Here is an 18,250-nt window from a genome sequence, read left to right on the forward strand (position 1 = left end):
GGTTGACGGCCCCGCTCCCCCTGATAATTTGACCATGCAGTCAAAACTTGGCGCGAAACGCCGACCGGGAAATGGCCACCCGATGATCCGAATGGCCATGGAGAGCCTCATGTCCAACCGCCTGAATACCACGCCCAACGATCTGAGGGCGTTCTGGATGCCGTTTACGGCCAATCGCCAGTTCAAGAAGGAACCCCGTCTTTTCGTGAGTGCCAAGGATATGCACTACACGACCCATGACGGCCGCCAGGTGCTCGACGCCACCGCTGGCCTTTGGTGCGTCAATGCCGGCCACTGCCGGCCGAAGATCACCGAGGCGATCCGCGAGCAGGCCGGCGAGCTGGATTACGCACCCGCCTTCCAGCTTGGCCATCCGAAGGCCTTCGAACTCGCCAACCGCCTGGTCGACATCGCGCCGGAGGGCATGAATCACGTCCTCTACACCAATTCCGGTTCGGAATCGGTCGAAACGGCACTGAAAGTCGCCCTCGCCTACCACCGCGCCAAGGGCAACGGCTCTCGCTTCCGGCTGATCGGCCGCGAGCGTGGCTATCACGGCGTCAATTTCGGCGGCATCTCGGTCGGCGGCATCGTCGCCAACCGCAAGATGTTCGGCACGCTGCTCACCGGCGTCGACCATATGCCGCACACCCACCTGCCCGGCAAAAATGCCTTTACCCGTGGCGAGCCTGAGCACGGCGGCGACATCGCCTCCGAGCTGGAGCGCATCGTCACGCTGCACGACGCCTCGACCATCGCCGCTGTGATCGTAGAACCCGTGGCCGGCTCCACCGGCGTACTCATCCCGCCGAAGGGCTATCTGCAGAAGCTGCGCGAGATCTGCACCAAACACGGTATCCTTCTTATCTTCGATGAGGTCATCACCGGCTTCGGCCGCATGGGCACACCCTTTGCCGCCCAATATTACGGCGTCACTCCGGACATTATGACCACTGCCAAAGGCCTCACCAACGGTGTCATCCCGATGGGGGCGGTGCTGGTGACGTCCGAAATCCACGATGCGTTCATGAACGGTCCGGAGCACCTGATCGAGTTCATGCACGGCTATACCTATTCCGGCAATCCGATCGCCTCGGCTGCCGGCCTCGCGACGCTGGAAACCTACAGGGAGGAAGGCCTGTTCGAGCGGGCCCGGGAGATCGCCCCCTACTGGGAGGAAGGTCTCCACTCGCTGAAGGACCTGCCGAACGTCATCGATATCCGCAATATCGGCCTGATCGGCGCGATCGAGCTCGACCCGATCGCCGGCGAACCGACCAGGCGTGCCTTCTCCGCCTTCCTGAAGGCCTATGAGAATGGCCTTCTGATCCGCACGACCGGCGACATCATCGCCATGTCGCCGCCGCTGATCGTCGAGAAGCATCACATCGACGAGATCTTCGGCAAGCTGCGCGAGATCTTGAAGAACAATATCTGAAAATCAGTCCGGACATGAAAAAAGGCGGTCTGCACGGCCGCCTTTTCTTTTTCAGGCAGAAGACCTCAGGCCTTGAAGAAGGCTAGCAGATCGGCGTTGATCACATCCGCATGGGTGGTCGCCATGCCGTGCGGCAATCCTTCATAGACCTTCAGCGTCCCGTTCTTCAAAAGCTTGTGGGAAAGCAGCGCCGAGTCGGCGATCGGCACGATCTGGTCGTCGTCGCCATGCATGACGAGCACCGGCACCTCAATCTTCTTGAGGTCTTCGGTGAAGTCGGTTTCCGAGAAGGCTTTGATGCAGTCGTAATGCGCCTTGGCGCCGCCCATCATGCCCTGACGCCACCAGTTGTCGATCACGCCCTCGGAAACCTTGGCGCCTGCCCGGTTGAAGCCGTAGAACGGGCCGGCCGGAATATCGCGGAAGAACTGCGCCCGGTTGGCGACAAGCGCCGCACGAAAGCCGTCGAACACTTCGATCGGCAGGCCGCCCGGATTATTTTCCGTCTTGAGCATGATCGGTGGCACGGCGCCGATCAGCACGGCCTTGGCAACCCGGCCGCCGCCGCCATATTGCGCCACATAGCGGGTAACTTCGCCGCCGCCGGTGGAGTGCCCGACATGGATCGCGCCTTTCAGATCGAGATGCGCGGCAAGTTCCGCGACATCGGCCGCATAGGTGTCCATTTCATTGCCGGTATCGGTCTGGCTGGACCGGCCATGGCCGCGGCGGTCATGAGCGACCACACGGTAACCCTGCGCAAGGAAGAACAGCATCTGGGCGTCCCAGTCATCGGCGCTAAGCGGCCAGCCGTGATGGAAGACGATGGCCTGCGCATCTTTCGGGCCCCAATCCTTGTGGAAAATCTGCGTGCCGTCCTTGGTAGTGATGGTATTGCTGGTCATGGTGCTCTTTTCCTTCTGAACAGAGTTTGCGGATTGTGCGGATGCCTGTCTGATTGGAAAGAAGGGCGGGACCGCAGCCGTAGCGGCAAGACCCAGCCCCGCGATCATAATACGTCTGCGTGTCGTTTTGTTAGCCTGGTCGTTCACCGTGCTCTCCATTAACTATCGCGACATTTATTATCGCGATATCTATATGCTTAAACATTATCGAAAGCCCTGTCTACAGAAAAATTATCGCGACATCATTTTTCGTGGTATACAGGTTCAACTCGACCACTTGGGAAGTCTGCCATGTCGCATCACCCGCCCGTCCCCTTGGACAGCCAGCTCTGTTTTTCACTTTATATGGCCAATATCGCCATCAACCGGACCTATAAGCCGATGCTCGACGCCATGGGCATCACCTATCCGCAGTATCTCGTCCTGAGCGCGCTGGCCGAACGGGACGGCCTGACGGTCGGCGCGATTGCCGAACGGCTGTCGCTGGAATCCAGCACCATCACCCCGCCGGTAAAGCGTCTCGAACAGGCGGGACTGGTCGAGCGGCGGCGCAGCACCACGGACGAACGGCAGGTGCATGTCTGGCTGACCGAGGCCGGTAGCGACCTGGTCCAACAGGCAAAATGTCTCGGCGATACGCTGATCGAGCGCTCCGGAATGACGCTGGAAGAGTTTCAGGCTTTCAATCGAAAGGTCCATACCTTTCTCGATGCGCTGGCGGGCAGAGAGTAGAATCCGCCACAAAGGCCCCCGCTTGCGGCTTCGGGCCTATTCTTTCGTAAAATCGACAAAAACTGCACCGGTTTTGTTATCTTCTTGCGGAATCTCAGGCAAATTCCTACAGAATTGCCTGCTGGCTGCTGAAAGCCAAATATGGCTCGGCACGGCACCGACCGCATCGCCTTACCGTCAACTTGGCACGATATGTCCGAACGGCATTGGAGACGGCAGGAGTGAGATGCGGCGTTGACCGCGGGCTCGTTGAGCCCCATCCAAGGAGAACCGAAATGAACCTCAAGACGCTTCTGGGAGCGACGGCCCTCGCCTCCCTCACTTTCGCACCGCTTGCCCATGCCGAAATCGTCATCGGTCTGATCGCGCCGCTCACCGGTCCCGTTGCCGCCTATGGCGACCAGGTCAAGAACGGCGCCGAAACGGCTGTCGCGGAGATCAACAAGAATGGTGGCATTCTTGGTGAGCAGGTCGTCCTGAAGGCTGCTGACGACGCCGGCGAACCCAAGCAGGGTGTCTCCGCCGCAAACCAGATCGTCGGTGAAGGCATTCGCTTCGTTGTCGGTCCGGTGACGTCGGGCGTCGCCATGCCCGCCTCGGACGTTCTGGCCGAAAACGGCGTGCTGATGGTCACCCCGACCGCGACCACACCGGAACTCACCACCCGCGGCCTCACCAACGTGCTTCGCACCTGCGGCCGCGACGACCAGCAGGCGGAAGTCGCCGCGAAATATGTGCTGGAACATTTCAAGGATAGCAAGGTCGCCATCATCAACGACAAGGGCGCCTATGGCAAAGGCTTGGCGGATGCCTTCAAGGCCACGCTGAACGCCGGCGGCATGAAGGAAGTGATCGACGATGCCGTCACCCCGGGCGACAAGGATTTCAGCGCGCTGACCACGCGCCTCAAGGCTGAAAACGTCGATCTCATCTATTTCGGCGGCTATCATCCCGAAGGCGGCCTTCTCGCCCGCCAGCTTTCCGATCTCGGTGTCAAGGCGACGATCATCGGCGGCGACGGCCTCTCGAACAGCGAATTCTGGAACATCGGCACCAGCGCCGCCGCAGGGACCGTCTTCACGAATGCTTCCGACGCTACGAAGAACCCGGATTCCAAGGCTGCGGCCGACGCGCTCGCCGCCCGTAACATCCCGGCGGAAGCCTTCACCCTGAATGCCTATGCCGCCGTCGAAGTTCTCAAGGCCGGCATCGAAAAAGCGGGCAGTGCCGAAGATGTGGAAGCGGTCGCCGCAGCCATCAAGTCCGGCGAACCGATCGCAACCGCCATCGGCAAGCTCACCTATGGCGAGACCGGCGACCTCACGTCGCAAAGCTTCTCGCTCTTCAAGTGGGAAGACGGCAAGATCGTCGCCGCCGAATGAGGCGTTTCAGATAGCGGTCTGACGGGCGCCTTCCGGCGCCCGTTCTGTTTCGGGCGCATGCGCCAATGGCGTCCGGTTCACTCGACATGGACCGCCAGCGTCCGTTTGAGCGTCTTCAACACGACGCTGGTGGTGAATTTGCGGATATTCGGGTTGAGCTCCATCATCCGGTCGGCAAGTTCGTCGAAATGCTCGACCGACCGCGCGAGAACGACGAGCGTGTAATCGCCCCGCCCGGATGTCACCCAGGCCTCCTGGACTTCCGGCGTTTCGACCAACCAGCGCATGAAAGGCGGAAGAAGCTCCGGCCGGTCGCGCTCCAGTTCGACTTCCACCAGCATGGAGACGTTGGCGCCGACCTTCTTGGGATCGACGACCGAGACGTCCCGCAGGATCACCTTGTCTTCCCTGAGTTTCTGGAGCCGTCTCTGCGCCGATGACGCAGACTGGCCCGTGCGATGCGCGAGCTCACCGAGCGTAATGGTCGCGTCCTGTTGCATCAGCTTGAGGATTTCGCGATCCATCTTCGTCAATGGCATGATGAAAACTCCCGCCGTCTTGGGCGATAATGCAAAATTTACCCGATATTCCTGTAAAATTCGGAAACTCTGCCCGAATTTTAGATGCAGTTTAGCTGCATGATGACAAACCAGCCATCCCCCTCCGCCCACGGCATCCTTGCCGCTTCCGCCCGCATCGACGGGCTTTTCACCAACAGTCCGCTGGTCGAGCAGCAGACCGCCAATACGGCACTCGGCCTTCGCCTGTTCGCCAAAGTCGAAACGCTGAACCCGATCCGCTCCTTCAAGGGCCGCGGCACCGACTGGTGGCTCAAAAGCCAGCCGGCAGGTGACGGCGCAATCGTTTCGGCATCCGCCGGTAATTTCGGCCAGGGACTGGCCTATGTCGGCCGCGCTCAGGGCCGCAGGGTGGTGATCTTTTCCGCAAGAACGGCCAATCCCGCCAAGATCGCGGCGATGCGCCGCCTCGGCGCGGAGGTATTTCTGGAGGGTGACGATTTCGACCAGGCAAAGGCCGCCGCGCGCGCCTATGCGGAAACCCATGGCTATTCCTTCGTGGAAGACGGCGCGCTGAAGGAAATCGCCGAAGGCGCCGGCACGATCGCGCTTGAAATCACCGAACGGCTTGGCCGCGATGGCGTTTCGCTGCAAGCCATCGTCGTGCCGCTCGGCAATGGTGCCCTGCTGACAGGCATCGGCACCTGGATCAGGGCGAATGCGCCGGAATGCAAGGTCATCGGTGTGGTCGCCGCAAATGCCCCCGCGATGAAACGTTCCTGGGAGAGCGGCAGGATCATCTCGACCGAAACCGCAGCGACTGCGGCCGACGGCATCGCCGTGCGCGAATGCGTTCCCTATGCGCTCGACTGCATGAAGACGACCGTCGACGACGTCTGGAAGGCTGGAGAAACAGCGATCCGGCAGGCGCGGGATTTCTGCCGCCTCCATTACGGCCTCGTCGTGGAGGAAGCAGGCGCAGCCGGCATTGCGGGGCTTCTGGAGCATGGAAAGGCGCTTGCCGGCGCCAACGTCGCCACCATTCTCTGCGGCGCCAATGTCAGGACCGATATCGCGTAGAGATTAGCGGGCTTGTGCCTCTCTTGGCTCTTTTGCGTCCGGCCGGCATCAAGTTAAGCTGGTCAGGACCGATTCAGCGCCAGGAGCCTGCCATGACCAGCCGCCTCGAAACCTTGATCGACCAGGGCACAGGCCGCGAGCCCGCCGATATCGTCCTGAAGGGCGGAAGGTTCTTCGACCTCGTCACCGGCGAAATCGTCGCCTCCGACATCGCCATCTGCCGGGATCGCATCGTCGGCACCTGCGGTTCCTACAAGGGCAAGGAAGAGATCGACATCTCGGGAAGGCTCGTCGTGCCGGGCTTCATCGACACGCATCTCCACATCGAAAGCTCGCTGGTCACCCCGCACGAATTCGACCGCTGCGTGCTGCCCTATGGGGTGACGACGGCGATCTGCGATCCCCATGAGATCGCCAATGTCATCGGCACGGAAGGCATCCGGTTTTTCCTGGATTCCTCGCTCGAAACCATCATGGACATCCGCGTCCAGCTTTCCTCCTGCGTGCCGGCGACGCATCTGGAAACCGCCGGAGCCGACCTGCCGATCGAAGAGCTCTTGCCCTTCCGGGATCACCCGAAGGTCATCGGGCTCGCCGAATTCATGAATTTCCCGGGCGTCATCCACAAGGACCCGGTCTGCCTCGCCAAGCTCGACGCCTTTTACGGCGACCATATCGACGGCCACGCCCCGCTCTTGCGCGGCAACGACCTGAACGGCTACCTTTCTGCCGGCATCCGCACCGAGCATGAATGCACCACCGCCGAGGAGGCTCTCGAAAAGATCCGCAAGGGCATGCACATCCTCGTGCGCGAAGGCTCGGTCTCGAAGGACCTGCACGCGCTGATGCCGATCATCACCGAGCGTCTGTCGCCCTTCCTCGCGCTCTGCACCGACGACCGCAACCCCCTCGACATCGCCGAACAGGGCCATCTGGACTACATGATCCGCACGGCGATCGCCAATGGCATCGAACCGCTCGCCATCTATCGCGCCGCCTCGATCTCAGCCGCGCGCGCCTTTGGACTTCGCGACCGCGGCCTCGTGGCGCCCGGCTGGCGTGCCGATCTCGTCGTCATCGACAGCCTCAGGAACTGCAAGGCGGAAATGGTCTTCTCGGCTGGCCGCAAGGTCACCGACGAGCTTTTTGCGACCCGTAAGCCGGTGGCGGCGGTCGGCCTCGACAGCGTCAAGGCTAGGCCGGTCGAAGCTGCCCATTTTGTCGTACCTGCCACCCAGGGCGAAACATCGGTCATCGGCGTCCTGCCGGGCAAGATCATCACCGAGCATCGCCGCTACGAACTCCCGTCGTTCGGCAACGAGACTGGCATCGACCTAGACCGCGACATCATCAAGGTCGCTGTCATCGAGCGGCACGGCAAGAACGGCAACCACGCCAACGGCTTCGTGCAGGGTTTCGGGCTGAAGAAGGGCGCGATCGCCTCGACGGTTGGGCACGACAGCCACAATATCTGCGTTGTCGGCGTCGACGAGGAGGATATGGCGCTGGCCGCCAATCGTCTCGGCGAAATCCACGGGGGGTTTGTCGTGGTGGAAGATGGTCGCGTAACCGGCGAGATTGCGCTTCCCATAGCCGGCCTCATGAGCCTCGAACCCTATGAGACCGTGCGCGACACGCTGCATGATCTCAGAAAAGCGGCCTACGCACTCGGCACGACGCTCCAGGAACCGTTCCTGCAGGTAGCCTTCCTGCCCCTGCCGGTCATCCCGCACCTGAAGATCTCCGACATGGGCCTGGTGGATGTCGATCGGTTTGCGTTGATTTGAATGTGCTTTTCAAATCCGCAGCGAACAACTATTTTTCAATCGAAAGAGGCATCTACAATGACCAAACTCGAACAGATCGAAAAATCCGTATCCGAACTCGACCCGAAGGAACTCGAGAGCTTTTCGACATGGTTCGAGGAGTTTCAAGCTGCACGCTGGGATGAACAGATCGACGCCGACTCCGCAGCCGGCAAGCTCGATGCTCTAGCTGACAGGGCGCTCGCAGATTTCCGCTCGCATGCCGATTATGACAGACTGACCAGTTGACCTACCTCCGCCTCAGCACCATCCCCGCGTGATAGAGTACGCCGTCGCGGAAATCGCCGTCGGCGGTAAAGCCGGTGTAATCCTTGTAGTCGATATGGTCGCCGGTCACCCAATATTGGCCCTCATACGCCCGCTCGCGATTGCCGCGCGCCTCGACATAACGACCGTTCGGCAGAAGTTCGTGGCGGATATGATTGTCCTCGGTCACCCACATGCCGACGTAAGGGTGGTCGCTCATGGTCTTCTCCTCGTCTTTGATCTCATGCGCGAACGCCGCAAAGGTCGCGATGAAGGCGAATGCCGCAGCACAGGCGGCAAACGCGAACAGCCGCCGGAAACACCGGTCAGCCCCGTCAACCATTGAGATATTCCCGTCTCAGCCACCGTTCGCGGCGGCCGCGGTCTGCTAGGCCCAACCGCTTGAAGAAGGTGCCGGCGAAACCGGCGGCCCAATGAAATGGGCTTTCGAGTAAGCGCTGGAAGTTGCTCATCACCGTCTCCTTTTCCGTCCGGGTTCTGTCAATCGGACGAGATGGAATATGGCGGAAACCGAGGTCGAGGTGGTAGACCAGTCCTCCGGCATGATTGCACAATCCTCCGAAGATGATTTGAAATGGCCGTGCACGCCACCCATATGGATTTTGCGCCCGACAAGCAGGGCCGCCGATTCAGGTATTTCCAGAACAAGAGAGAGCCACCGGATGGACAAGATCGCCAAACTTGCCGAACTGATTGCACAAAACACCGAAAGCGATGGCGTTCTCGAAACCGCCATCCCGCGCCTTTCGGTCATCCGCATATCGAAGCCGACCGAGCCGTTGCATGCCATCCATCAGCCATCGGTCTGCATCATCGCGCAAGGTGCAAAGCAGGTCATGCTGTCGGATCAGATCTTCCGTTACAGCCCCGGCCGGTATCTGGTCGTCTCGGCCGATATGCCTGTCACCGGACAGGTCATCGAAGCGAGCGAGGACAAGCCCTATCTCTGCTTCCGGCTCGATCTCGACATGAAGCTCCTGAGCGACATGCTGGTCGAGATGCCGCATGCCTTCGGCTCATCCGCGTCCCCCTGCAAATGTGTGGGCGTTTGCGAAACCACGCAGGAATTCCTGGACGCCGCGATCCGGATGGCGCAGCTCCTCGACCGGCCTGACGAGATCGCCTTTCTTGCGCCGCTCATCGAGCGCGAGTTGATGTTCCGCATGCTGCGCGGTGGTCAGGCGGAGATGATCCGCCAGATGCTGGCGCCCGAAAGCCGGCTGCAGCAGGTCAACCGTGCGATCGCCTGGATCCGCCAGAATTTCGCCGCTCCCTTCTCGATCGAGCAGGTCGCCACGGAGGCGCGCATGAGCACGTCCTCGCTGCACCAGCATTTCCGCGAGGTGACGGCTATGAGCCCGCTGCAATACCAGAAGCAGCTTCGCCTGCAGGAGGCCCGCCGGCTGATCCTCGGCAACGCGATGGATGCCGCGACTGCCGCCCACAGCGTCGGTTATGACAGCCCTTCGCAGTTCAGCCGCGAATACCGCCGCCTCTTCGGCGCCCCGCCGATCAAGGACATAGCGCGGCTGAGAAGCGAGCCTGCACATTACGCGCAGGCTTGATGCATGCCGTCAAAGGCGGCCGCCCGTTTTGGTATGACGACATTCACATAAAGATTGATCACACCCGCGCGCAGAACATGTCCAGGGCATCGAGCCTCACCACGCCCTTTTCAAGCCGCGACGCAAAGCCAGGTGGCGATACCGGCAGGCAATCGCCGAGCCGCTTGGGCAGCGTGTAATCCTGCGGCATGCGTGTCAGATTGAAGACGAAGAGCAGGCTTTCACCACCCTTCTCCCTCACAAAGGCGAGCAGGTCCTGATTGGTGTCGAGGAAAGTCATGTCACCGTCAGTGAGCGGCGGATGCGCCTTTCGGAAGGCAAGCGTCGCCCGGTAGTGGTGCAGCACGGAAGCCGGATCGGCCTCCTGCACGTCGACGGCGCGCGCGGCATGTTCGCGCGGTACCGGCAGCCAGGTCTTGGCTCCCTCCGTAAAACCGGCATGCGGCGCACCCGCCTCCCATACCATCGGCGTACGGCATCCGTCGCGTCCCTTGAAGGCCGGCCAGAAGCGGATGCCATAGGGGTCGCGCAGATCCTCGTAGGAAAGTTCAGCCTCTGTCAGCCCCAGCTCCTCTCCCTGATAAAGGCAGATCGAACCGCGCAGCACCGAAAGAAGCGTGATCGACAGCTTTGCGACGCGGTCCTGTTCTTCCGGCACCTCGGTGAAGCGGGTGACATGCCGCACCACGTCGTGGTTGGAAAAGGCCCAGCAGACCCAGCCGTTGGTGACCGTGTCCTGCACGGTCGTCATCACCTTGCGGATATAGGCCGCGGAGAAGGCCGGACCGAGCAGATCGAACGTGTAGCACATGTGCAGCTTGTCGTTGCCGCTCGTATAGATCGCCAGCGTCGTCAGTGAACGCGGTCCATCGCCCACTTCGCCCACGGTCGCCCGCCCCTCGTAGCTGTCGAGCAACGCCCTCAACCGCTTCAGGAACCCGATGTTTTCCGGCTGGCTCTTGTCGTAGAGGTGATTCTGCATGGAATAGGGATTGGTGTCCGTCTCCATGCCCGCCCCTTCGGTGTCATAGACCATCGGCGGATTGTTGCGAAGTTGCTTGTCGTGGAAATAGTAGTTGACGGTATCGAGCCTGAACCCGTCCACGCCGCGGTCCAGCCAGAACTTCACCGTGTCCAGCACCGCCTCCTGGACCTCCGGGTTGTGGTAATTGAGGTCCGGTTGGGAGATCAGGAAGTTGTGCATGTAATATTGCTTGCGCACTCCGTCCCATTCCCAGCCGGGGCCTCCGAAGATCGAAAGCCAGTTGTTGGGCACCGTTCCATCCGCCTTGGGGTCGGCCCAGACATACCAGTCCGCCTTGGGATTGGTGCGGCTTGAGCGGCTTTCGACAAACCAGGGATGCCGGTCGGACGTATGACTGATGACCTGGTCGATGATCACTTTCAGCCCCAGCCGATGGGCTTCGATCATCATCTCGTCGAAGTCCGCCAGCGTGCCGAACATCGGATCGACATTGCAGTAATCGGAAACGTCGTATCCCATGTCCGCCATCGGCGAGGTGAAGAACGGCGACAGCCAGATGGCGTCGACGCCGAGGGAGGCGATATGCGGCAGACGGGCGGTGATCCCCTTGATGTCGCCGAGTCCATCGCCGCTCGTGTCCTGGAAGGAACGCGGATAGATCTGGTAGATCACTGCGCCGCGCCACCAATTCGCGTCGGTTCTGCTCACCGCTTCAGTCGCCATGTCTCGACTCTCCTTTCTCCTTTGTTCCCGCCCAACCTAGTGCCCCCGGAACAAAAGACAACGCAAAAGCAAGGCCCTGACCGCTCTTGCCATCTTCGGCACTTCGGCCTATGCGACTTGGTCGAGATACCGGAGGGAACGAAAATGGGCGGGCGGCTTCTTTCGATCGGCGAATGCATGGTGGAACTGTCGCAGGCAGGCGAAGGACTGCTGCGCAAGGGTTTTGCCGGTGACACGTTCAACACCGCCTGGTATGCGCGTGCCTGCCTTCCGGCAGAGTGGACGGTGGAATATTTCACCGCGCTTGGTGACGATCCGCTCTCGTCGGAAATGCTCGTCTTCATGAAGGAGGCCGGCATCGGCACCGGCCATATCCGCCGTATCGAAGGCAAGACGCCAGGCCTTTACCTTATCACGCTGAAGAACGGCGAACGCACCTTCAGCTACTGGCGCGATACGGCGGCGGCAAGGAAGCTCGCCGATGATCCAGACGATCTCCGGGCAGCAATCGAGGCTGCCGACATCATCTATTTCTCGGGCATCACGCTCGGCATCCTTGCGCCGGAAGCGGTCGAGACGCTGCTTGCAGAGCTGCGCCGCGCCAAGGCGGCGGGCAAACAGGTGGCTTTCGATCCGAACATCCGACCGCGCCTCTGGACGGACAGGGACACAATGCTGAAGACGATCGAGGCCGGCGCCCGTGCCGCCAATCTGGTGCTGCCGAGCTTCGACGACGAGGCGACCCATTTCGGCGATGCGACCGTCACCGATACCATCGCCCGCTATCATGCGCTGGGCGTCGAAAACGTCGTCGTGAAGAATGGCGCTGAGGGCATTACCTTGAGCTTTAGCGGTTCCACGGCAATCCACGTTCCGGCTGTACCGACCCTGCAGATCGTCGACACGACCAGCGCCGGGGACAGTTTCAACGGCGCGTTTCTGTCGCGCCTCGTGCGGGGCGTCTCGCCTGCGGAAGCCGCGACCTATGGCGCGAGCATCGCTTCCGTCGTTATCGGCCACCATGGCGCGCTGATCAGCCCGGCGTTACTGCCGGGGTGACTGGTCCGCCGTCCGGAACGAAACCGGAAAGCCGCGCATGACGGAGTTGGCGACGGTGCAAACTCGCCGCGCACGGTCGATCAGCGCACTCGTATCGATGCGGTCTCGGGACGTGCAGGTGACATCAAGGTCAGCCCGGGTCGTGATAAGCGGCGAGCCGTCCAACTCCAGAGTGACACGGACGGCGATCGCGTCGATCTCGATGCCCATGTCGTGCGCCACATAACGCAGGTCGTTGCAGAAACAGCCACCGATCGCCAATGCCAGAAGCTGTGCCCCGTTGAAACCGAGGCCCAGTCCTCCCGCCTTTCCCTCAGGGCGATCGACGACAAGCGTATGGCTGCCGGCCCAACCCATTGCCGCTTCCGTACCTGCTACATTGCGAAGCTCGATGATCGAAGACACCATGATACGCCCTCCTTGCGTTCCGAGCATCCCACCAATCAGGTCGCCGTTCAATCGGAGAGCCTCCGCCCCCCTTCATCCTCCTGTAACAATCCTTTACGATAGAGGGCGAGACATGTCCGCAGCACGCCTGAGTCGTGTGCGGACCGGCAACCGGGCTGGGCCTTGCATGACCAGAATCACCATCGTGACGGATGCCTGGTATCCTCAGGTGAACGGCGTCGTTCGCTCCATCGAGAATACCAATCGGGAACTCGATCGCATGGGTGTCGAGGTGATGATGGTGACGCCGCAGGATTTCGCCAGCGTCCCCTGCCCCACCTACCCGGAAATCAGGCTCTCCATCGCTACCTATGGCCGCGTGGCGGCCGCGATCGAGGCGACGCAGCCGACCGCCGTCCATATCGCCACGGAAGGTCCGCTCGGGCTTCTTGCCCGCCGCTGGTGCCTGAAGAAGCACGTGCCCTTCTCGACCAGCTACCATACGCGGTTCCCGGAATATGTGGCCGCCCGTTTCCCGGTTCCGCTGCGCTGGCTGCATGCCTTCGTGCGCTGGTTCCACAATGCCGGCAACGGCTGCATGGTGGCGACCGCCAGCCTGGAACGCGAACTTTCCAAACTCGGCATCAAGAACCTCTTACGCTGGAGCCGCGGCATCGATCAGACCGTGTTCCATCCGATGGAGCTCGATGAGCGCCCGTTCAATCTGCCGCGCCCGATCTTCCTGACGGTCGGCCGGGTGGCGGTGGAAAAGAACCTGCCGGCCTTTCTCGACATCGACCTGCCCGGCTCGAAGGTCGTGGTCGGCGACGGCCCTGCCCGCGCCGATCTTCAGAAACGGTATCCGAACGTGCTCTTCACCGGCATGAAGACAGGTGACGAGCTTGCCCACGCCTATGCGCAGGCCGATGTTTTCGTCTTCCCATCGAAGACCGATACATTCGGCAACACGATCCTGGAGGCGCTTGCAAGCGGCGTTCCGGTCGCCGCTTATCCCGTCACCGGGCCGATCGATATCATCGAGGAAGGATCAGGCGCCGGAGCGCTGAACGAGGATCTGCGCGAGGCCTGCCTCGCTGCGCTGAAATGCTCCCGCGAGAATGCTCGAAAGCTTGCCCGCAACTTCACCTGGGAAGCGGCATCAAAGCAGTTCCTCAACAACGTGATGATCGCTCAGGGGCAACGGCCAATGCTCAAAGGCCCATCGACCGGCGCCAGACCGTCAACGGCCTGAGCCGTCCGGCAGTCAGCCGGCCCGTCTGTCGCGCCAGACAAAAAAAGCGATACTGCCGATTGCAAGGCAGACGGATGCCAGAAGGCCGGCGACGATCATGAATTTCTCCTCCAGCGCGGCGACTCCCCTGCCGCGAAATAATGTCGCAGTCGATCACGTCGTGCCCGTGAATGCAATCCCTGCACGCTGAAGTGCCCACCACCGCCCATCGGGCGGCAACTTTCGTTCCTTGCGGCTTGCACGGGTTTCCGGCAAGCCTTGGGATATCATGCGTAGAGTATGCGATCGCCGAATTCGGTATCTTCGTCGAAATTGGCGGAACCGATACGGCCGCTTTCACCGGAAAGCTGGTTTCCGGCGCTCGACGCCTGCTCGTTGGAAGTGCTGGCCTGCAGACTTTCGAGCTGAGCTTCCAGCGCGTTGATCTCGCTCTGGACCGACTGTTTCGTATCTTCGTCCTTCGCCTCGGCGAGCTCGGCTTTTTTCGCCGCGATCTGAGCCTCGATTTCCGAGACATTCACGGAAGAGGACGAGGAGGAACTGAGAACTGTGGAGGCGGTAGAGGATGAAACAGCGCTGACCATGTGAAATCCCTTCAAAACATGGCGTCATAGCAGCACGATTCGTTTAACCAGACATGAACGGCACGCCCCCGTTTTGACCTTGGGGGTGCCGCCGTTGGCGAAGGGCCTACCGCTTCCTCTTCCGTCCCTCGAACGGGTTCTCGCCGGCCCTGAAATGCACCCGGATCGGCACACCCGGCATCTGGAAATCGTTGCGCAGGCCGTTCACCAGATAGCGCACGTAGCTTTCCGGAAGCGCCTCCGGGCGTGTGCAGGAGATCATGAAGGCCGGCGGGCGGGTCTTCACCTGCGTCATGTATTTCAGCCTGACACGGCGGCCGGAAACCGCCGGCGGCGGGTGCTGCACCTGCACGCTGTCGAGCCAGCGGTTGAGCTTCGCGGTCGAGATGCGCTTGTTCCACACCCGGTCGGTCTCGATGATGTTCTGCATCAGCTTGTCGAGGCCGTAGCCCGTCTGACCGGAGATCGGCACGGCGCGGATGCCCCGCGCCTGCGGCAGCAGCCGCTCGGTCTTTTCCCGCAGGTCGGCGAGCGTCGCCTGCACATCCTCGACAAGGTCCCATTTGTTGAAGGCGAGCACGGCCGCACGGCCCTCGCGGATGACGAGATCGACGATCTGCAGGTCCTGTTTCTCAAAAGGTATGGTCGCGTCGAAAACGATCACCACCGTCTCGGCGAAGCGGATGGCGCGCAGCGCATCGGCGACGGAGAGCTTTTCGAGCTTCTCCTGCACCCTCGCCTTGCGGCGCATGCCGGCCGTATCGAACATCTTGATGGTGCGGCCGCGCCAGTCCCATTCAACCGAGATCGAGTCGCGGGTGATGCCGGCTTCCGGCCCCGTCAAAAGCCGGTCCTCGCCGAGAAAGCGGTTGATCAGCGTCGACTTGCCGGCATTCGGCCGCCCGACGATCGCCACCCTGAGCGGCTTCGTCTCGTCATAGGCAGGTTCGACCTCCTCCTCGTCGGAGCCGCCTTCCGCACCCGCCACGGGCAGATCGACATTCGTCTCGGCCTCCTCGTCCGGTTCCGGAAAGGCCTTGTCCTCGCCGATCGCCTCCACGATGGCGTCGCGCAGATCGAGCATGCCTTCGCCATGTTCGGCAGAGATCGGCACTGGCTCGCCGAGGCCAAGCGTGAACGCGTCGTAGAAACCAGCATCGGACCCGCGTGCTTCCGCCTTGTTGGCGACCAGCACCACCGGCTTGCCGTGCTTTCTCAGCATCTCGGCAAGCGCCTGGTCGACCGGCGTCAGCCCCATCTTGGCATCGACCACGAAAAGCGAAAGGTCCGCCTCGTCGATCGCCGCTTCGGTCTGCGCCCGCATGCGGCCCTGGAGTGTCTCGGGGCCCGCCTCTTCGAGACCGGCCGTATCGACGATGCAGAAGCGCAGGTCCACGAGCTTCGCGTCGCCAGGCCGGCGATCGCGGGTCACGCCCGGCGTATCGTCGACAAGCGCCAGCTTCTTTCCGACCAGCCGGTTGAAAAGCGTGGACTTGCCGACATTCGGGCGTCCGACGATGGCGACGGTAAAGCTCATCCTGTTTCCTTAAAGACCTGCAGGCAAAGAATTAAGACGATGCCTTGCCGGAGGCGGTGATGTTGTCGAGCATGATCTGCGCGCGGTTTGCAATATTGCGCGGCGCTGCAGCATCGTTGGCGATCTGCTGGAACCATTCCTTGGCTTTTTTCATGTCGCCGGCCTTGTAGGCGGAAAGCCCGAGCGCCTCGCGGGCGGAATTGGCGAGCGGGTTGGCCGGGACGGCCATGGATTCCACTTCCGCCGCAACCTGTTCATAGGTGCCGGTATCGATGAGCAGCCAGGCGGCGCGCATCTTGGCAAGGTCTCGCATCGCCGGCGGCGCCTGCCCGTCCTTGCCGACCTCGGAGAAAGCTGCGATGGCAGCCGCCGTGTCGCCCTTGGCCTGCTGAACGGAGGCGGCGCGCATCTTGGCGAGCACCGGATAGGCACCGGTACCGTCCTTCTCCAGTGCCTCGAAAGCCGCAAGCGCCTCGTCTTGCTTGTTCTCCGACGCGAGTTTCAGCGCCGCCAGGAATTTGTCGCCGGACTGGGAGGAACTGTGCGTATCCCACCACTCGTAGCTCTCCTTGGCAATGGCGCCCCCGACGATCAGCACAACAATCGCGATCACCAGAGGCCGGAAGCGCTTCCAGGCATATTTCACCTGATCGGAGCGAAGCTCCTCGTTCACCTCGCGGATAAAGCTGTCGTCGTGCTGCGTCATCAAAGTCTCCGGCCCGGCGGCCTCAATCTCAAGAAGAAAGCGCCTTCTAGCCTATTTTCCCGAAGATGTAAGGCCCTTCTCACAAATCTCGGAAAGCTTGTTAACGGTGATGTCCCGGAATGGCCTGTTCAAAGCTTCGCCTCATTCGGTCTTCATGAAGCAAGCTTCCTCTCCGTGTGATTCAGGTTTCATTGATGCGTTTGTCCGCCCTTCCCCTCGCCCTCTGCCTTTCGCTACCCTCCTGGGGCGCCGACGCGACGGAAAAACCGAAGCAACTGGTGATGATATCATTCGATGGAGCGGGGGCGAACGATCTCTGGCAGAGGAGCCGCGATCTCGCCAAACGCACCAACGCGCATTTCACCTATTTTCTCTCCTGTACGCTGGTGATCGAGCGTGCCAATGCGAAGAGCTATCAGGGGCCGCACCAGAGGCCCGGCAAGTCCAATATCGGTTTCGCTCAAACCGCGGAGGAGGCACGCGGCAGGCTTGCTCACGTCTGGCAAGCGCATCTCGAAGGCCATGACATATCGAGCCATACCTGCGGCCATTTCGATGGCAAGGATTGGACGGCGGCCGATTGGGAGACCGAGTTCACGACCTTTCACAATGTTCTGACCGATGCCTGGAAGATGGCCGGCGCGGAGGCCGAGGAACCGGCCGGCTGGAAGGATTTCGTCAAGAACGACGTCCCCGGCTTCCGCGCGCCCTATTTCTCCGTCAGCCCCGGCCTGGTCGAGGCCGAGAGGAAGGCGGGTTTCCGATATGACGCGAGCCTCGCCACCAAAGGCCCTGCCATGCCGGAGGAAAAGGATGGCCACATCCGTTTCGGCCTGCCGCTCATCCCCGAAGGACCATCGAACCGGCCGATCATTGCGATGGACTACAATCTCTTCATTCGTCATTCGGCCGGCATCGAGAACCCGAGCCGTTCGGGGGAGTTCGAGGAACGCGCCTATTCGGCCTTCAGGGCCGCCTTCGACCGGCAATATGAAGGCAATCGCATCCCGCTCCAGATCGGCCTGCATTTCGTGGAGATGAACGGCGGTGCCTATTGGCGCGCCATGGAGCGGCTGGTGACGGACGTCTGCGGAAGGGACGACGTCGCCTGCGTCAGCTATTCGGAGGCAATCAGGATGCTCAAGGAACGCGGCAAGCGACAGGAGACATCGGGGCTTTGATCTCAGGACGCCCCTCCCTGCCTGCCGGGAAAGAGGATGGATTTCATCACTGCGAAAGATCTTCCCTCAATCCCTCAACCACTTAGCGGCTTTCATTTCCCCGCCTTATCCCCGCGCTTCGGA

The 18,250-nt window shown here is 61.4% G+C and carries 19 protein-coding genes; 10 read left to right on the forward strand and 9 right to left on the reverse strand.

What is annotated here, in order from left to right:
• Positions 1-109: 109 nt before the first annotated feature.
• Positions 110-1,438, forward strand: coding sequence for an omega-aminotransferase AptA (gene aptA / locus QEO92_RS12890; RefSeq protein WP_037148697.1), 1,329 nt, complete (start codon positions 110-112; stop codon positions 1,436-1,438).
• A 65-nt stretch (positions 1,439-1,503) separates the two neighbouring features.
• Here the strand turns inward: aptA and QEO92_RS12895 are convergent, their stop codons facing one another.
• Positions 1,504-2,343 (reverse strand): alpha/beta fold hydrolase, encoded by an 840-nt coding sequence (locus QEO92_RS12895; RefSeq protein ID WP_227703298.1) that lies wholly within the window; start codon positions 2,341-2,343, stop codon positions 1,504-1,506.
• A gap of 291 nt (positions 2,344-2,634) precedes the next feature.
• Between QEO92_RS12895 and QEO92_RS12900 the strand changes: the two genes are divergently transcribed.
• Both QEO92_RS12900 and QEO92_RS12905 read left to right on the forward strand, forming a co-directional pair.
• Positions 2,635-3,075, forward strand: a complete 441-nt coding sequence (locus tag QEO92_RS12900) for a MarR family winged helix-turn-helix transcriptional regulator (protein ID WP_037148135.1) — start codon at positions 2,635-2,637, stop codon at positions 3,073-3,075.
• Positions 3,076-3,350: 275 nt separating this feature from the next.
• Positions 3,351-4,457, forward strand: a complete 1,107-nt coding sequence (locus QEO92_RS12905) for a branched-chain amino acid ABC transporter substrate-binding protein (RefSeq protein WP_037148137.1) — start codon at positions 3,351-3,353, stop codon at positions 4,455-4,457.
• A gap of 77 nt (positions 4,458-4,534) precedes the next feature.
• Here QEO92_RS12905 and QEO92_RS12910 read toward each other — a convergent pair whose 3' ends face one another.
• On the reverse strand, positions 4,535-4,996 hold the full coding sequence (locus QEO92_RS12910; protein ID WP_227703299.1) for an Lrp/AsnC family transcriptional regulator: 462 nt from the start codon (positions 4,994-4,996) through the stop codon (positions 4,535-4,537).
• Positions 4,997-5,095: 99 nt separating this feature from the next.
• On the opposite strand from QEO92_RS12910, the gene QEO92_RS12915 reads away from it, so the two are divergent.
• The 3 genes from QEO92_RS12915 to QEO92_RS12925 all read left to right on the forward strand — a co-directional run bounded on the left by QEO92_RS12915 (position 5,096) and on the right by QEO92_RS12925 (position 8,109).
• Complete coding sequence (locus tag QEO92_RS12915) at positions 5,096-6,055, forward strand: threonine ammonia-lyase (protein ID WP_320443020.1); 960 nt, start codon at positions 5,096-5,098, stop codon at positions 6,053-6,055.
• 92 nt (positions 6,056-6,147) lie between these two features.
• A complete protein-coding gene (ade, locus tag QEO92_RS12920; protein ID WP_227703300.1) occupies positions 6,148-7,842 on the forward strand; it encodes an adenine deaminase in 1,695 nt (564 codons plus the stop codon).
• A 57-nt stretch (positions 7,843-7,899) separates the two neighbouring features.
• Positions 7,900-8,109, forward strand: coding sequence for a hypothetical protein (locus QEO92_RS12925; protein ID WP_227703301.1), 210 nt, complete (start codon positions 7,900-7,902; stop codon positions 8,107-8,109).
• Position 8,110: 1 nt separating this feature from the next.
• On the opposite strand, the gene QEO92_RS12930 is transcribed toward QEO92_RS12925, so the two are convergent.
• Both QEO92_RS12930 and QEO92_RS12935 read right to left on the reverse strand, forming a co-directional pair.
• Positions 8,111-8,470, reverse strand: coding sequence for an Atu4866 domain-containing protein (locus QEO92_RS12930; RefSeq protein WP_227703302.1), 360 nt, complete (start codon positions 8,468-8,470; stop codon positions 8,111-8,113).
• Positions 8,463-8,600 (reverse strand): hypothetical protein, encoded by a 138-nt coding sequence (locus tag QEO92_RS12935; RefSeq protein ID WP_161784744.1) that lies wholly within the window; start codon positions 8,598-8,600, stop codon positions 8,463-8,465. Before QEO92_RS12935 ends, QEO92_RS12930 begins: the two co-directional genes overlap by 8 nt.
• A 210-nt stretch (positions 8,601-8,810) precedes the next feature.
• Here QEO92_RS12935 and QEO92_RS12940 point away from each other — a divergent pair, with 210 nt between their 5' ends.
• Positions 8,811-9,713: an AraC family transcriptional regulator gene (locus QEO92_RS12940; RefSeq protein WP_227703303.1), complete on the forward strand. Its 903-nt coding sequence runs from the start codon at positions 8,811-8,813 to the stop codon at positions 9,711-9,713.
• A 58-nt stretch (positions 9,714-9,771) separates the two neighbouring features.
• Here QEO92_RS12940 and bglA read toward each other — a convergent pair whose 3' ends face one another.
• Positions 9,772-11,421 carry a beta-galactosidase BglA gene (gene bglA / locus QEO92_RS12945; protein WP_227703304.1) on the reverse strand — a complete coding sequence of 550 codons (1,650 nt, stop codon included), beginning with the start codon at positions 11,419-11,421 and terminating at the stop codon, positions 9,772-9,774.
• A gap of 144 nt (positions 11,422-11,565) precedes the next feature.
• Between bglA and QEO92_RS12950 the strand changes: the two genes are divergently transcribed.
• A complete protein-coding gene (locus QEO92_RS12950) occupies positions 11,566-12,480 on the forward strand; it encodes a sugar kinase (RefSeq protein WP_227703305.1) in 915 nt (304 codons plus the stop codon).
• Here QEO92_RS12950 and QEO92_RS12955 read toward each other — a convergent pair.
• The gene (locus QEO92_RS12955) at positions 12,466-12,888 is read right to left on the reverse strand and encodes an OsmC family protein (protein WP_227703306.1); all 423 of its coding nucleotides are present in this window, start codon (positions 12,886-12,888) and stop codon (positions 12,466-12,468) included. The genes QEO92_RS12950 and QEO92_RS12955 overlap by 15 nt on opposite strands.
• A 166-nt stretch (positions 12,889-13,054) precedes the next feature.
• Here QEO92_RS12955 and QEO92_RS12960 point away from each other — a divergent pair, with 166 nt between their 5' ends.
• The gene (locus QEO92_RS12960; protein WP_227703307.1) at positions 13,055-14,119 is read left to right on the forward strand and encodes a glycosyltransferase family 4 protein; all 1,065 of its coding nucleotides are present in this window, start codon (positions 13,055-13,057) and stop codon (positions 14,117-14,119) included.
• Between the two features lie 266 nt (positions 14,120-14,385).
• Here QEO92_RS12960 and QEO92_RS12965 read toward each other — a convergent pair whose 3' ends face one another.
• From QEO92_RS12965 to QEO92_RS12975, 3 genes are all read right to left on the reverse strand, one after another.
• Positions 14,386-14,703, reverse strand: a complete 318-nt coding sequence (locus QEO92_RS12965) for a hypothetical protein (protein ID WP_227703308.1) — start codon at positions 14,701-14,703, stop codon at positions 14,386-14,388.
• Positions 14,704-14,809: 106 nt separating this feature from the next.
• Entirely contained in the window at positions 14,810-16,240 is a 1,431-nt protein-coding gene (gene der, locus QEO92_RS12970) for a ribosome biogenesis GTPase Der (RefSeq protein WP_227703309.1), read from the reverse strand.
• A gap of 31 nt (positions 16,241-16,271) precedes the next feature.
• Positions 16,272-16,946 (reverse strand): tetratricopeptide repeat protein, encoded by a 675-nt coding sequence (locus tag QEO92_RS12975; protein WP_227703310.1) that lies wholly within the window; start codon positions 16,944-16,946, stop codon positions 16,272-16,274.
• A 200-nt stretch (positions 16,947-17,146) separates the two neighbouring features.
• Here QEO92_RS12975 and QEO92_RS12980 point away from each other — a divergent pair, with 200 nt between their 5' ends.
• A complete protein-coding gene (locus QEO92_RS12980; protein WP_227705158.1) occupies positions 17,147-18,127 on the forward strand; it encodes a polysaccharide deacetylase family protein in 981 nt (326 codons plus the stop codon).
• Positions 18,128-18,250 lie beyond the last annotated feature (123 nt).

The organism is Neorhizobium petrolearium (assembly GCF_029854435.1).
GTDB lineage: Bacteria > Pseudomonadota > Alphaproteobacteria > Rhizobiales > Rhizobiaceae > Neorhizobium > Neorhizobium petrolearium.

Excerpts from the sequence above, each read along its gene's own strand:
- ade (WP_227703300.1), top strand. The coding sequence starts at position 6,148 with ATGACCAGCCGCCTCGAAACCTTGATCGACCAGGGCACAGGCCGCGAG.
- QEO92_RS12930 (WP_227703302.1), bottom strand. The coding sequence starts at position 8,470 with ATGGTTGACGGGGCTGACCGGTGTTTCCGGCGGCTGTTCGCGTTTGCC.
- QEO92_RS12960 (WP_227703307.1), top strand. The coding sequence starts at position 13,055 with ATGACCAGAATCACCATCGTGACGGATGCCTGGTATCCTCAGGTGAAC.
- QEO92_RS12950 (WP_227703305.1), top strand. The coding sequence starts at position 11,566 with ATGGGCGGGCGGCTTCTTTCGATCGGCGAATGCATGGTGGAACTGTCG.
- QEO92_RS12900 (WP_037148135.1), top strand. The coding sequence starts at position 2,635 with ATGTCGCATCACCCGCCCGTCCCCTTGGACAGCCAGCTCTGTTTTTCA.
- QEO92_RS12915 (WP_320443020.1), top strand. The coding sequence starts at position 5,096 with ATGATGACAAACCAGCCATCCCCCTCCGCCCACGGCATCCTTGCCGCT.
- QEO92_RS12895 (WP_227703298.1), bottom strand. The coding sequence starts at position 2,343 with ATGACCAGCAATACCATCACTACCAAGGACGGCACGCAGATTTTCCAC.
- QEO92_RS12975 (WP_227703310.1), bottom strand. The coding sequence starts at position 16,946 with ATGACGCAGCACGACGACAGCTTTATCCGCGAGGTGAACGAGGAGCTT.
- QEO92_RS12940 (WP_227703303.1), top strand. The coding sequence starts at position 8,811 with ATGGACAAGATCGCCAAACTTGCCGAACTGATTGCACAAAACACCGAA.
- QEO92_RS12965 (WP_227703308.1), bottom strand. The coding sequence starts at position 14,703 with ATGGTCAGCGCTGTTTCATCCTCTACCGCCTCCACAGTTCTCAGTTCC.
- QEO92_RS12910 (WP_227703299.1), bottom strand. The coding sequence starts at position 4,996 with ATGCCATTGACGAAGATGGATCGCGAAATCCTCAAGCTGATGCAACAG.
- aptA (WP_037148697.1), top strand. The coding sequence starts at position 110 with ATGTCCAACCGCCTGAATACCACGCCCAACGATCTGAGGGCGTTCTGG.
- bglA (WP_227703304.1), bottom strand. The coding sequence starts at position 11,421 with ATGGCGACTGAAGCGGTGAGCAGAACCGACGCGAATTGGTGGCGCGGC.
- QEO92_RS12935 (WP_161784744.1), bottom strand. The coding sequence starts at position 8,600 with ATGAGCAACTTCCAGCGCTTACTCGAAAGCCCATTTCATTGGGCCGCC.
- QEO92_RS12925 (WP_227703301.1), top strand. The coding sequence starts at position 7,900 with ATGACCAAACTCGAACAGATCGAAAAATCCGTATCCGAACTCGACCCG.
- QEO92_RS12905 (WP_037148137.1), top strand. The coding sequence starts at position 3,351 with ATGAACCTCAAGACGCTTCTGGGAGCGACGGCCCTCGCCTCCCTCACT.
- QEO92_RS12955 (WP_227703306.1), bottom strand. The coding sequence starts at position 12,888 with ATGGTGTCTTCGATCATCGAGCTTCGCAATGTAGCAGGTACGGAAGCG.
- der (WP_227703309.1), bottom strand. The coding sequence starts at position 16,240 with ATGAGCTTTACCGTCGCCATCGTCGGACGCCCGAATGTCGGCAAGTCC.